The organism is Alkalibacillus aidingensis (genome assembly GCF_014595945.1).
Taxonomy (GTDB): Bacteria; Bacillota; Bacilli; order Bacillales; family Alkalibacillaceae; genus Alkalibacillus; species Alkalibacillus aidingensis.
The window spans coordinates 903,746-917,609 of the sequence record NZ_JABXWU010000001.1 but is presented as its reverse complement, the minus strand read 5'-3'; the positions used below and the strand labels follow the sequence as shown (position 1 = coordinate 917,609).

The window sequence follows — 13,864 nt, the reverse complement described above, 5'->3', positions numbered from 1 at the left end:
ATGAGGTGAAAAAATGAAAGCAATAGGAGTACTAACAAGTGGTGGAGATGCTCCTGGTATGAATGCAGCTATACGATCAGTTGTTAGAAGTTGCATTTACCACGGTGTTAAAGTATATGGAATCTATTATGGTTACCAAGGTCTAATTGAAGGAGAAATTAAAGAACTGACGATCGGATCTGTTGGTGATATTATTCAAAAAGGTGGAACTATGTTATATTCCTCTCGATCAGAGGAGTTTAAAACACCAGAAGGTCAAAAGAAAGCGATTGAGCAATTAAAGAAGTTTGAAATTGATGGTCTTGTCGTAATCGGTGGAGACGGATCGTTCCGTGGTGCGAAAAAATTAACTGAACAAGGTTTTCCTTGTATTGGTGTACCTGGTACGATTGATAATGACATTCCTGGTACTGATTTTACCATTGGGTTTGACACAGCACTTAATACGGTTATACAAGCAGTAGATAAGATTAGAGATACGGCAACTTCTCATGAGCGTGTTTATGCGATCGAAGTCATGGGAAGAGATGCAGGTGATTTAGCACTTTGGGCTGGATTAGCAGGTGGTGCTGAAAGTATTTTAATACCTGAGCGTGAATCTAGCTTTGATGAGGTCATTGAAAAGATAAAGCGTGGTCATGAAAGAGGTAAGCGTCATAGTATCATCATGGTAGCAGAAGGTGTAGGAAGTGCGGTTGATTATGCTGATCAAATCAATGAGAAATTAGACCTCTCAACACGTGTTACCGTTCTTGGGCATACACAACGTGGTGGCTCGCCTACAGCTACTGATCGTGTGTTGGCAAGTCGCTTAGGAGCTTTTGCTGTTGACTTGTTAATCAACGGAAAACAAGGCAGAATGGTAGGTATAGAAAATAACCAATTAATCCATCATGATATTATTGAAGCATTAGAACAACAACACAATATTGATGATGGCCTCTATCAATTATCTAATCAACTTTCAATATAAGAACATATATACTTAGGAGGAAACACCCATTATGAAGAAAACAAAAATAGTATGTACAATTGGACCGGCGTCAGAGTCAGTAGAGACACTTAAAGAGCTAATCGATGCTGGAATGAATGTTGCGAGGCTCAATTTCTCACACGGAGATTATGAAGAGCATGGTGCTCGTATAAACAACATTCGCCAAGCAGCAAAAGAAAAAGGACAAACAGTAGCCATACTATTAGATACAAAAGGCCCAGAAATAAGAACTGGAATGTTTGCTGAAAAGGAAGTCGAATTAGTTGAAGGTTCAACTGTCTACTTAGCTATGGATGAGGTAGAGGGAACCCGAGAGCGCTTCTCTGTATCGTATCCAGGTCTTATTGACGATGTGGACCCAGGAGCTACTATCTTATTAGATGACGGACTAATCGGCCTTGAAGTTGTAAATATCAACAAAGAGCAAAATGAAATTGAAACGAAAGTCATGAATACGGGAATCATTAAAGATCGTAAAGGTGTTAATGTCCCAAATGTAAGCGTGAACCTACCTGGCATAACAGAAAAGGATGCGAATGATATTGTCTTCGGTATAGAACAGGGTGTTGATTTTATTGCGGCATCTTTTGTAAGAAGACCTTCAGATGTATTAGAGATTCGTGAGCTATTAGAGGAACATCAGGCAGATCATATCCATATCATTCCTAAGATTGAAAACCGTGAAGGTGTCGAAAATATTGAACAGGTTATTAAAGTTAGTGATGGAATAATGGTTGCACGTGGTGACCTAGGTGTTGAAATTCCAGCAGAGGAAGTTCCATTAGTACAAAAAGACCTTATTTATCAATGTAATGTAGCAGGTAAACCTGTGATTACCGCTACACAAATGCTTGATTCTATGCAGCGTAATCCTCGTCCAACTAGAGCAGAAGCTAGTGACGTAGCTAATGCGATTTTTGATGGAACCGATGCAATTATGTTATCTGGTGAAACTGCTGCTGGTGACTACCCGGTTGAAGCGGTAAGTACCATGAATAATATTGCAGTGTACACAGAACAGGCTTTAGAAGATCAAGGCTCATTTGTACAAGATTTAGGACAGTTAGATATGACGATTACAGATGCCATTAGTCATTCAGTAGCGAACCTGGCAGAGGACTTATCAGTAAAAGCCATCGTTACCCCGACTGAGAGTGGTAACACGGCAAGAACTGTTTCGAAATATCGTCCAAAAGCAAGTATTGTTGCGGTGACGTCACAAGAACATGTTAGCCGTCAGTTAAACCTTGTATGGGGAGTACATGCCATTCAGGGTAGTCGAGTTAATTCAACCGATGAAATGCTTGCACTAGCTGTTGAGAAAGGGTTAGAGACTGAACTCTTTCAACATGGTGACCGGGTTGTGATTACTGCAGGTGTACCTGTTGGCGAAAGTGGTACAACGAACTTAATTAAGGTGCATGTTGTTGGTAACATTGTTGCTAAAGGTCAAGGAATTGGAAAGTTTGGGGCTGCTGGTAAAGCAGTTGTAGCTAAAGATATAAAGGACTTAGAAAAGAATTTTAATGACGGTGATATTATTGTCACATATGGAACTGATAAGGATATGATGCCTTATATTGAACGTTCTGGAGGCGTAGTCGCTGAAGAAGGTGGACTAACAAGCCATGCAGCAGTGATCGGTTTAAACTTAGGCAAACCTGTTGTTGTAGGTGTTACTAAAGCAATGGATCAGATCCAAGATGGTGAAGAAATTACTATTGATCCAACCAATGGTAACATTTATCAAGGCCGAACAACGGTGATCTAGTTTAAGTCCTACTCATCTTGTACTGCTCGAAAGGAGCAATTCCGATGTTTCGTATTATATTTTTGCTGATTGTGATCGTTTCAGCAATAGAAATTGTGTTATTTATTTGGCTAGGCAATCTATTTAACGTTTGGTTTGTACTAGTTGGGATTATTCTAACTGGAATCTTAGGTGCTTTGCTTGCAAAGTATCAGGGGTTAGAAACGCTAAGGAGAGCCCAATTTGAGCTGGCTAATGGACGAGCCCCACGAGAAGAAATCTTTGATGGAATTGCCATTTTAATCGGGGCAATTGTCCTATTCACACCAGGTTTTTTAACCGACTTATTTGGGTTTCTGTTGTTAATTCCTTCTACTAGGAACCCAATCAAACGATGGGGACAGCGAATGATTTACTCCTTAATAAAAAGAGGATCAGTTACTGTTATTCGCCGATAAAGGTCAAAAGAGGCTGGGACATAACGAAGTGAAGAGTTGCTAAAGACGAACAATGAACTGGATTAGCGCAGGAAATATACGTAAACTCCTGGTCGGTGAAAACGCCACGTCCTGTGGCATTACCGACACTAGCACGTCCTGTGCGTCGCGGGAGGAAAGGCCAAGGTGAGACCCCACAGCGCGATAGCGCGAGGAGGCTCACGAGCCGCCCGCGGAAAGCGGAGTATATTTCCGAAGCGGGGTTGAACCAGTCGTTCGGATTTCTTTAGCCAAATCACTTTTGTCCCAGCCTCTTTTTATGTTACTTATCATTTAGTGACATATCTTTTAATGGCTAATAAGAAATCTGATCTTAGTAAAGAAACGATTAGGATCGTAAGGATTGGACTTAATACGATCCCTAATATACCAAAAGTTTTGATCAACACAAAAAGTAGAACTAGCACCACAAAAGGGTGAATACCTAAAGAAGACCCGATTAATTTTGGCTCTAAAATATTTCTCATAATAATGATAATGATCAAAAGGATACTTAATTGAATTGTTAAAGTAAATTGGTTATCAATAAATAGATAGAGAATCCATGGTATGAATATTCCACTAACTCCAATTAAAGGAATGATATCTAGGAACATAGCCACTAAGGCAATTGCTAGAGCGTGCTCGATATTAAAAATAACTAGGCCAACATAAACGATACATCCCGTGATTAAAATTAATAAAGCTTGAGCAAACAAATATTTTTTTATTAAATAATTACTTTCCGACTTTAGCTTTTGTATGAAAAGTAAGTTAGATTGAGGAATGCATGTTTTAATATAATTCATCCAGGTGGGCCCGTCTTTACTAATGAAATAAGTAGCAATTAAGATAAAAATGATGACATAACTATTTTGAATAAGACTACTTAACTGGCTCATAGAGGATTGCAAAAAGCCAACTAGCCAATTCTTACTCGCGTCTTTCATCGATTGTGTCATATCAGTCAATAACGATTTCATCATCTGCTGAGATTCAGGGTGAACGTTACTAGCGAAGTTTTCTAAGGTTTGATAGACTTGTTCAACTGTTTGTGTTGTATAAATTTCAACCTGTTCAAATAAGTCCTCTAAAATAGCTGGTGTCGTTGAGGTAAGGTATTGAAGCAGTTGAATGAATTCAACAACTGCTAACGAAATAACTGAAATAAAACTTATAAATAATAAACATAATACAAATAAGACTGATAATGCTCTGTTTCTTATTAATAATTTTTGAGTTGAGTTTACAATCGGATTAATCGAAATCGCTAACAAAAAACTAATTAAAATAGGTAGAAAGAATGAAAGTCCAAAATATAAAAGTAAGATCAAGCCTATTAAGGCACTGATTAATTTTAACAAATTAACATAATTAATTTCCATATTAAATGCTCCTAAGCTTGTCCATTTAAAAACGATAGAAAGTAGGGTCAACGTGTTATCAACATCTACATTATTTTTATTAATTTTATTAGGGCTAGGTTTTATAGCTAAAAATCAGGCTATTTTGATTGCTGTTTACATACTATTAGGAATTAAGTTGTTTAATTTAGAAGATCGTTTGTTACCTTTTGTTGAGGCTAAAGGGATATTTATTGGCGTGATTATTATTACCATAGCTGTGTTAGTTCCGATTGCTACGGGTGAGATAGGTTTCGCAGAATTATTCGATAGCATGAAATCGTATTATGCATGGATTGCTGTAGCATCAGGTGCTTTTGTAGCCTATGTTGCTAAGGATGGTTTAGATTTACTGGCTAATGAACCTCATTTAACAACGGCCCTAGTTCTTGGCACAATTTTAGGTGTCGTCTTCCTTCAGGGAGTAGCTGTCGGTCCATTAATTGGTGCAGGAATTGCTTATTTAGCGATGCAAACAGTAGATACCTTAATGCGTTTCTTCTCATAAGAGTGCTCCTAATCCAATGTTCTGTCTTATTGGAGTGATGATTCATCGTGACGTTTATGTATTTATTCATAATTAAGGAATGTATAATAACGAATATGCAAGGAATGATATATTTATGAATTTTATGGGAATAAATAGTTTCACTTTCATTTAAATTTTGTTTATAATGGGGATTGGGATATATAGTAGAAACTATGTAGATAGAAGTGTACATACACTAACTGAAATCATTATTCTAAAAAGGAGAGATTGTATGTCAAACACTAAAGGGCTTGAAGGTATTGTTGCAACAGAATCATCCATTAGTTCAATTATCGATGACAAATTAACTTATGTTGGTTATGACATTGATGATTTAGCAGAAAACTCTAGTTTTGAAGAAGTGGTTTATCTACTTTGGAACCTTAAGCTTCCTACAAAAGCTGAATTAGATCAGTTTAAAAATGAATTAGCTGAAAATATGGAAGTGCCTCAAGGAATTATCGACCACTTAAAATCATATGACTTAAAGACAGTACATCCAATGGCTGCGTTAAGAACAGCTGTATCAATGTTAGGTTTATATGATGATGAAGCTGATGAAATGAATGAAGAGGCAAACCGTCGTAAAGCGCTTCGTCTACAGGCTAAAATTTCTACGATTGTAACAGCTTTTGCTCGTATCCGTAAAGGTGAGGAACCAGTTTCTCCGAAGAAAGATTTAAGTTTTGCAGGTAATTTCTTATACATGTTAAATGGTAAAGATCCTGAAGCTATTGAAGAAGAAGCTTTCAATAAAGCACTTGTTTTACATGCTGACCATGAGTTAAATGCTTCAACATTCACGTCACGTGTTTGTGTGGCTACATTGTCTGATGTTTATTCAGGTGTTACAGCAGCAATTGGTGCACTTAAAGGGCCACTTCACGGTGGAGCGAATGAACGCGTGATGAAGATGCTTTCTGAAATTGGTGAAGAAGATAATGCCATTGATTACATCAAAGACAAGTTCGCTAAGAAAGAAAAAATCATGGGTATGGGGCACCGTGTTTATCGTCAAGGTGATCCACGTGCGAAACACCTAAGAGAGATGTCTAAACAATTAACAGAAATCACTGGTGAAACTAAGTGGTACAATATGTCTGTTAAAATTGAAGAGTTTATTAAAGAAGAAAAAGGATTACCAGCGAATGTAGACTTCTACTCAGCTTCTGTTTACCACAGCCTAGGTATTGACCATGACTTATTTACGCCGATCTTTGCAGTAAGTCGTGTATCCGGTTGGCTAGCACATATTCTAGAACAATACGCTGATAACCGTCTCATCCGTCCACGCGCTGACTACGTTGGACCTGGTAAACAACAATATGTACCTGTTGATGAAAGATAAGAATACCAAAAGCCGGGGTTACCGGCTTTTGTGATGTTCAACCCTTTGAAAATTGGCTCTGTTAAAGTTTAGTATTGTTGATTTAAAGAATAGCACTTAGTTGTTGTATGGTGAGAGCGAAGGTGGTGACTCCTGCGGGAACAGCACGAGCTGAAGATCCACTTGGGAAGTGCTTTTTCTTCCCAAGTTAGCTGAAGCCGTGCCCGCGGAAAGCGTCCACCGAAAGCGAAGCACCATAACAACAACGAACTTTAACAGAGCGTTAAAATTATAGAAATTTGTATGGAACTTATAGGAGGTTATGACATTGTCACAAGGAGAAAAAATCACAGTAGAAAACGGAAAGATGAATGTACCTAATCAAGCGATCATCCCATTTATTGAAGGTGATGGAACGGGGCCAGATATTTGGGCAGCAGCTTCTCGTGTGCTTGAAGCAGCAGTTGAAAAAGCATATAACGGTGAAAAAGGCATCGTATGGAAAGAGGTTCTAGCTGGTCAAAAAGCGTTCGACCAAACTGGTGAGTGGTTACCGGATGAAACATTAGAAACTATCCGTGATTATAAAATTGCTATTAAAGGTCCTCTAACAACTCCAATCGGTGGAGGAATTCGTTCATTAAACGTTGCCCTACGTCAGGAGTTAGACCTATTCACATGTTTACGTCCAGTACGTCACTTTGAAGGAGTACCATCTCCGGTTAAACGTCCTGAGGATGTTGATATGCAGATCTTCCGTGAAAATACAGAAGATATCTACGCAGGTATTGAGTGGCAAGAAGGTACTGAAGAAGTTGGTAAAGTCATCGATTTCATCCGTAACGAAATGGGTGTTGATAAGATTCGTTTTCCTGAAACATCAGGAATTGGGATTAAGCCAGTTTCTAAAGAAGGTACAGAGCGTTTAGTTCGTTCTGCAATCGAATATGCACTTAATGAAGGTAAGAAGAGTGTTACACTTGTACACAAAGGTAACATTATGAAATTCACTGAAGGTGCATTTAAAGCATGGGGTTACGACCTTGCAGAGCGCGAATATGGTGATAAAGTCTTCACTTGGAATGAATACGATCAAATTGTTGAGGAAAAAGGTCGTGAAGCAGCAGACCAAGCTCAAAATGAAGCGGAGGAAGCAGGCAAAATCATCATTAAAGATGCCATTGCTGATATTTTCCTACAACAAATCTTAACTCGTCCTAAAGAGTTTGATGTTGTTGCAACCATGAACCTAAATGGTGACTATATTTCAGACGCATTAGCTGCTCAAGTTGGTGGAATTGGTATCGCTCCTGGTGCTAACATCAACTACGAAACAGGTCATGCGATTTTTGAAGCAACTCATGGTACTGCTCCTAAATATGCAGGCATGGATAAAGTAAACCCATCATCAGTAATTCTCTCTGGTACATTAATGCTTGATCACCTAGGTTGGAGAGAAGCTAGTGAGTTAATTCATAAGGCTATGGATAAAACTATTAGTGAGAAAGTGGTTACTTATGACTTTGCACGTCTTATGGACGGTGCAACTGAAGTTAAAACTTCTGAGTTTGCTGATCAATTAATTAAGAATATGGATTAATCCTTTAAAAAGGTTTGAGGAGGAGATCAATGACTATTAAGCGTAGAAAAGTATCAGTGATAGGTGCGGGTTTTACTGGTGCTACAACGGCTTTAATGACTGCCCAAAAAGAACTAGCTGATGTCGTACTAGTTGATATTCCGGACATGGAAGATCCAACTAAAGGTAAGGCACTAGATATGCTTGAGGCTAGCCCTGTACAAGGGTTTGACTCTAACATTATTGGTACTTCTAATTACGAAGATACAGCTGGTTCGGATGTAGTTGTCATCACGGCAGGCATTGCAAGAAAACCTGGTATGAGTCGCGATGATTTAGTAGCAACTAATGCAAAGATCATGAAAAGTGTTACGAAAGAAGTCGTTAAGTATTCACCAGAGTGTTATATCATTGTCCTTACAAACCCTGTAGATGCGATGACTTACTCAGTATTTAAAGAGTCTGGATTCCCTAAAAACCGAGTGATTGGTCAATCAGGTGTTCTAGACACTGCTCGCTTCCGTACGTTCGTCGCACAAGAGCTTAACGTCTCTGTTAAAGATGTAAACGGCTTTGTATTAGGTGGCCATGGTGATGATATGGTACCGATGCTACGCTATTCATTTGCAGGTGGAATTCCACTTGAGAAGCTTATTTCTAAAGAGCGTTTAGATGCTATTGTTGAACGGACACGTAAAGGTGGCGGAGAAATTGTTGGCTTATTAGGTAATGGTTCAGCATATTACGCACCGGCTGCTTCCATTACAGAAATGGTCGAAGCAATCTTAAAAGATCAGCGTCGTATTCTTCCTTCAATTGCTTACCTTGAGGGTGAGTATGGTTATAGTGATATGTACCTTGGTGTTCCTACCATTTTAGGTGGAAATGGCCTTGAGGAAATTATTGAACTAGACCTAAATGAAGAAGAGAAAGCACAGTTAGATAAATCTGCTGACTCTGTTAAAAGTGTGATGAAAGTACTAGCAGATAACGAATAAAATCCATATTAAAACCACTCGCTTATAAGCGAGTGGTTTTGTATTGGTTAAGATCATATAACAGGAATTGATTTTGTCCTAACCTTATATATTGAAAAAGTGTATTAAATGGAAGGTGGAAATATTTACACCACCACATTTGAAATAGAACCCAATGATGTCATCAAAGTTTGTATTGACCAATACTATTCTAACGCTTATTAAATGATTAAGGATTTTCTCACCAACCATACTATGGGTAGATCATGAGAGTAAAGGGTGGTTCGTATGTATTTTGAACAAAATCACAACTTTAAAACTGGAGACGAAGTTTACGTATTATATCGTAATCCCAATGACCATGACCAGGCGAGAGTATTTGAAGGTATTGTAAAAGAGGATCCTAATCAGGCAGAGGAAATGGGTGTTATATTTAACAATGAGTTTCATTCCGTAGATGAAAATATAGCACTTTTTCCAACAGAAATAGAGGCAATGAGAGCTTTTAATTATTATTTTGGAGAAGATGGGAATTTATATAGCTAATAATAAATAATCGGGAATGTGCATTCTCATGCAATTCCCGATTAATTAGGTTAGGATAAACGTATTCCGGTTCGTTCAATTTCAATGTTGTAATTAACCTCAATTTCGATGTCTGGGAACATTTCCTGCCAGTTTTCTTTAGTTCGAATATGTTCGTCCCAGAACTTGGAGTGTTTACCTCTAACGAATTCACCAATCCCGAATATATCGGAACCATCTTCTTGTAGTTGGTCTAGTAAATTTGTCGCGGATTTTTCTGCCACTTTAGCGATTTCCTCCTCTAAACTCCTAAGGTATTCAGGGTCATCTTGGATTCCTTGTTCAACCTTGTTCTCCTCTTCAATAAATCCTTTAGATGTTACATCGAAATGTACGTATGGTTTTCCATCTTTAATCTCAACTTGAATATCACTTTTTCGAGTTTGGCTACGATACATAAATACACCATCATCATTTGGTAATTCAGTGGCAATTGTGTATCCACCTGGATTTTCTGCCACCATGGACATATAAGTGCCAATTTGTAGAGGAGTTGTTTTCCCAACCATCCTATTATCGATAAAATATGCCATCCCATTTATTTGAATATTACCATCAGACATCACTTTTATATGAGGTAAAATTCCTTCCTTACCACTACGAGAAGATGAAATCCAGAAGAAACCCATGTACTCTTTAGGAAACTTTCCGAATTCAACAGTATTATTCATCGTCTCTGCAAGATATAAGGATGGAACCTCTTCTAAGGGAGGAGCCGCGTGAACGGCCTCTTCAGCCCTTCCATGATGAACCAACATCCATGCTGTTCTTCTGGCCTCATGATTTCTTTTAAAAAAATCATTTATATCTGCTAAACCCGATTTAGCAACCTCCTCAGATATGATGACTAACTGTAAGTGGCCTAGATACAGTTCTTGAGCTATTTGTTGTTGAAGGTTTTGAATCGCATCGTCGACTGTGTGACCAATTACCTCGACAATCCATACCTTCTCCTCTGAGGTTCCACCACTACCACCACTGGGTCCAAGGGGAATTCTACCTGGTACGGCAATCTGAACAGTCAGCTTTATTCTTTGGGTATCAATTGGAAAACCTTGTTCAGGGTGGGTAACTTCTGATTCGGTAAATGATTCTTCTTCCTCTTTAGTTAAATAATCAATACCAATCCCCAAAATGATTGCCCTTTCCTCAATTTCAGATCTATCCCAACATCCTGTTAAAACCAGGGAAAAGGATAACAGAGCAAGAATTGACACCAATAATCTCATGAAGGTGTTCCTCCTTTTACCTTGTAGCCTTTAACTTTGGCTACAATGAAAAGTAGTACTGGTACACCTAGTGTTAAGAATAAGGCATTATTGGCAATATAAGTTCCAAGTAGATCGTAAAGATGCAAAATGTCATTAGGCCAAAGAGCAATCAAAAAAACTACTGGATAAATGAAAATGGATACCTTTACTTGACTTTTCCATTTAAACAGCTCTCTTAGTACACGAACAGCAAAATAGTAAGTAGCAAAAACAGTTGTAAAGGCAGCGACAATCCACGCGATCAATAAAAATGCATCAATTCGTTGGAAGATTTCAGCAGGAAATCTAATCAGCCTTCCTAAAACAAGGGTCGGCCACGTCATATCACGTACCTCATTCACTCCAAATACAGCCAAGACGAATGAAACAGTCATGATTAAAACAAGCGCTGAAATTAACCAGCCCCAAACTCCAGCCTTCATCGCATCTAATGGTTTTCTCATAAATGGGATAATAACTGAGATAATGATAAAATTTTGCATGACTTGAGTTACAACAAGTCCACCTTGAGCAATATTATAATATGAAGCCTCATTACCTAAAATCGGCATAATATTAACCCAATCCACATCAGTTAGTGACATTAATAGAATAAACATAATAGGTGCTACTGTTAACGGTATATAGAAATAATGAATATAAGCAAAAGTAGTTGGTGCATGAAAACTCGCTGTTACAAATAGAAGCCCTAATAAAAGGATTGAAACATGGATTGGTGTATCAGTTAATAAAGCACTTTTGATAATTTCACCAAAGTGTCTGGACTCAAGTCCAGTGATGATAATAGCATAAATAGCTAAGAGAAATACCAGGAATTTTCCAAATCGTCCTAACAGTAATTCACTATAACCAACAATCGTCTGCTTGGGAAAAATCTTCCCTAAATAAGTGATCAGTAAAATGCCAAATAATATTAATAATGCCCCAAATAGGCTGGCCGTAGGTGAAGCTGTTTTGGCATAATCAATAACCATACGGGGCATTCCAAGAATCGCTATACTTACTGACGTACTGATTAGAATCATTGTAAATTGAAGTACAGTAATATCTCGTTTGTTATCCATCCTCATTCCCCCGATTTTCCTTGGGACCTAAAACATTCTTTTTCTTAATATTATTTTTTTCAGAAAGCCTTTTGGTATTGTGTGTGTGTAACTCTTCTGGTCGCTTCTTTAACCATTTCAGTGGCGAACGAAAAATAGAATCTTTGAAACCTTGCCAATCTGTCGGTGCGACAGGGCTTAAATAGGGTACACCAAAACTTCTTAAAGAGAGCATATGGTTAATAATGAACATGGCACCAACAGCTAGCCCCAAAAGCCCTAGTGAACCAGCTAGAATAATTAATGGGAATCTAAGTAACCGAAAGGCTACTGCAGCGTTATAAGCTGGGGTAGCAAATGAGCCGATGGTTGATAACGCGATAATTACAACGGTAATTGGTGACACAAATCCTGCCTCAACAGCAGCTTGTCCAATGACAAGCACACCAACAATGGAGATCGCGCCCCCAACTTGTTGTGGCATTCTTACAGTTGCTTCTCGTAATACTTCCATTGCTATCTCCATAAGCAGGACTTCTAAGAATACAGGAAATGGCACACCTGACCTTCCGCTAGTAACAGCTACAGCAAATTGTGCTGGAATTAGCTCGGGGTGAAAGGCCAAGATTGCGACATATAAAGACGGAAAATAGAGAGAAAAATTGAGGGCAAGGAAACGGATAATTCTAACAAAGCTAGACATAAGTGCCCGTTCGTTGTAATCTTCTGGTGTATGATAAAATTGATTAAGAGTTGCAGGACATACAAGTGCAAGAGGAGATCCGTCCATCATGATGACAACCCGCCCCTCGACAAGATTTCCTACTGCGCGATCAGGTCGTTCAGTAAACACGATCTGAGGAAACGGGGACCGAGGATTGTCTTGAATATATTGTTCGATATAACCGGTATCTAATATTTTGTCAGTATCAATCTGTTGAAGTCTTCTTTTTACTTCATCAACTAACTCCTGATTTGTCGTTCCATCTATATACCCGACGACAACTTTTGATTTGGTCATTTCACCGATTTCCATATTTTCCAAACGCAAGTCCGGAGTAGGAAGACGAGATCTTAATAGAGATATATTGGTTTGGAGATGTTCGATAAAACCGTCTCGAGGACCACGAATAACTTGTTCCCCGTCTGGTTGGTCTACACTCCGTTTATCAACCTCTTCAACGGCAAATAGCAAAGCTTCTTTCATTCCATCAATTAATAAGACAGCTTTGCCTCTAAGAATTCCATCAATAATTTGGTCGATTTGAGTAACAGTTTGACCTTCAGCATTATAAATTACTTGATTAAGTAATATATTAGGTGAATCCTTGATTACATCTTCTTTATTAGGCTCAAAGTTCATAAGAGGCTTAATAATATCTTTGTTAATCGTATCTTTGTTAACTAGTGTACTTAAGTACATAATGACTGCTTGATGCTTACCTATAAATTTAAGATCACGTTGAACAAAATCTAGATCATTCTTCAAGACTTGATTGATTTCCTGAACAGTCGGATCAATGTTCTTTTGTGTCTCTTTCTTCTTTTTGTCTTCTAGAGTTTTACTTGGAGGAGCAGTATGTATCTTATTCTTTTTAGAACGTCTAAAAAACATCAGATTCCCCCCTTTTTATCTTTATAGAATGTCCAGAGAGCTAACTGTTATTCACTTATATGTACCTGTTGTTATCTTATAAAAATGATAAGAACCCTCACTAAAATTAACGGTTTATCAACATAAAACGAATAAAAAAGCACATCATAAACGAAAGTGGAAATGGAAAGTATGTGTATCAAGATGAGGAACAAGAAGAGATAAAGGAGTTTATGCATAACCATTTAGAACATTATTTTCCCGAAGCTAAATTTGAGTATTTTGTTTAATAATACGGCAACAATCTAATAACAGGTTGTTGCCGTATTTTTAATG

General features: G+C 38.0%; 13 protein-coding genes. 9 read left to right on the top strand and 4 right to left on the bottom strand.

What is annotated here, in order from left to right; all coding sequences use genetic code 11:
* The first annotated feature begins 13 nt into the window (after positions 1-13).
* Genes pfkA through HWQ49_RS04760 form a run of 3 tightly spaced genes read left to right on the top strand, consistent with a single transcriptional unit; the run spans position 14 to position 3,202 of the window.
* The gene (gene pfkA / locus HWQ49_RS04770; RefSeq protein WP_188206405.1) at positions 14-973 is read left to right on the top strand and encodes a 6-phosphofructokinase; all 960 of its coding nucleotides are present in this window, start codon (positions 14-16) and stop codon (positions 971-973) included.
* A 31-nt stretch (positions 974-1,004) separates the two neighbouring features.
* A complete protein-coding gene (pyk, locus tag HWQ49_RS04765; protein ID WP_188206404.1) occupies positions 1,005-2,765 on the top strand; it encodes a pyruvate kinase in 1,761 nt (586 codons plus the stop codon).
* A gap of 44 nt (positions 2,766-2,809) precedes the next feature.
* Positions 2,810-3,202, top strand: coding sequence for an FxsA family protein (locus HWQ49_RS04760; protein WP_188206403.1), 393 nt, complete (start codon positions 2,810-2,812; stop codon positions 3,200-3,202).
* Positions 3,203-3,510: 308 nt separating this feature from the next.
* On the opposite strand, the gene ytvI is transcribed toward HWQ49_RS04760, so the two are convergent.
* Positions 3,511-4,605 carry a sporulation integral membrane protein YtvI gene (gene ytvI, locus HWQ49_RS04755; RefSeq protein ID WP_188206402.1) on the bottom strand — a complete coding sequence of 365 codons (1,095 nt, stop codon included), beginning with the start codon at positions 4,603-4,605 and terminating at the stop codon, positions 3,511-3,513.
* Between the two features lie 52 nt (positions 4,606-4,657).
* Between ytvI and HWQ49_RS04750 the strand changes: the two genes are divergently transcribed.
* The 5 genes from HWQ49_RS04750 to HWQ49_RS04730 all read left to right on the top strand — a co-directional run bounded on the left by HWQ49_RS04750 (position 4,658) and on the right by HWQ49_RS04730 (position 9,581).
* The gene (locus HWQ49_RS04750) at positions 4,658-5,131 is read left to right on the top strand and encodes a DUF441 domain-containing protein (protein WP_188206401.1); all 474 of its coding nucleotides are present in this window, start codon (positions 4,658-4,660) and stop codon (positions 5,129-5,131) included.
* A gap of 253 nt (positions 5,132-5,384) precedes the next feature.
* Complete coding sequence (gene citZ / locus HWQ49_RS04745) at positions 5,385-6,500, top strand: citrate synthase (RefSeq protein ID WP_188206400.1); 1,116 nt, start codon at positions 5,385-5,387, stop codon at positions 6,498-6,500.
* Positions 6,501-6,807: 307 nt separating this feature from the next.
* A complete protein-coding gene (gene icd / locus HWQ49_RS04740; protein WP_188206399.1) occupies positions 6,808-8,079 on the top strand; it encodes an NADP-dependent isocitrate dehydrogenase in 1,272 nt (423 codons plus the stop codon).
* Positions 8,080-8,108: 29 nt separating this feature from the next.
* The gene (gene mdh / locus HWQ49_RS04735; protein WP_188206398.1) at positions 8,109-9,056 is read left to right on the top strand and encodes a malate dehydrogenase; all 948 of its coding nucleotides are present in this window, start codon (positions 8,109-8,111) and stop codon (positions 9,054-9,056) included.
* 267 nt (positions 9,057-9,323) lie between these two features.
* Positions 9,324-9,581: a transcriptional regulator SplA domain-containing protein gene (locus HWQ49_RS04730; RefSeq protein WP_188206397.1), complete on the top strand. Its 258-nt coding sequence runs from the start codon at positions 9,324-9,326 to the stop codon at positions 9,579-9,581.
* A gap of 50 nt (positions 9,582-9,631) precedes the next feature.
* Here HWQ49_RS04730 and HWQ49_RS04725 read toward each other — a convergent pair whose 3' ends face one another.
* From HWQ49_RS04725 to HWQ49_RS04715, 3 genes are read right to left on the bottom strand one after another with little or no spacing between them, the layout of a single operon-like run.
* Positions 9,632-10,849, bottom strand: a complete 1,218-nt coding sequence (locus tag HWQ49_RS04725) for a Ger(x)C family spore germination protein (RefSeq protein WP_188206396.1) — start codon at positions 10,847-10,849, stop codon at positions 9,632-9,634.
* Positions 10,846-11,955: a GerAB/ArcD/ProY family transporter gene (locus HWQ49_RS04720; RefSeq protein ID WP_188206395.1), complete on the bottom strand. Its 1,110-nt coding sequence runs from the start codon at positions 11,953-11,955 to the stop codon at positions 10,846-10,848. The genes HWQ49_RS04725 and HWQ49_RS04720 overlap by 4 nt, the downstream gene beginning before the upstream one ends.
* Positions 11,948-13,549, bottom strand: coding sequence for a spore germination protein (locus HWQ49_RS04715; protein ID WP_188206394.1), 1,602 nt, complete (start codon positions 13,547-13,549; stop codon positions 11,948-11,950). The genes HWQ49_RS04720 and HWQ49_RS04715 overlap by 8 nt, the downstream gene beginning before the upstream one ends.
* Positions 13,550-13,665: 116 nt before the next feature.
* Between HWQ49_RS04715 and HWQ49_RS14870 the strand changes: the two genes are divergently transcribed.
* Positions 13,666-13,818 (top strand): spore photoproduct lyase family protein, encoded by a 153-nt coding sequence (locus HWQ49_RS14870; protein ID WP_394810758.1) that lies wholly within the window; start codon positions 13,666-13,668, stop codon positions 13,816-13,818.
* Positions 13,819-13,864: the final 46 nt, after the last annotated feature.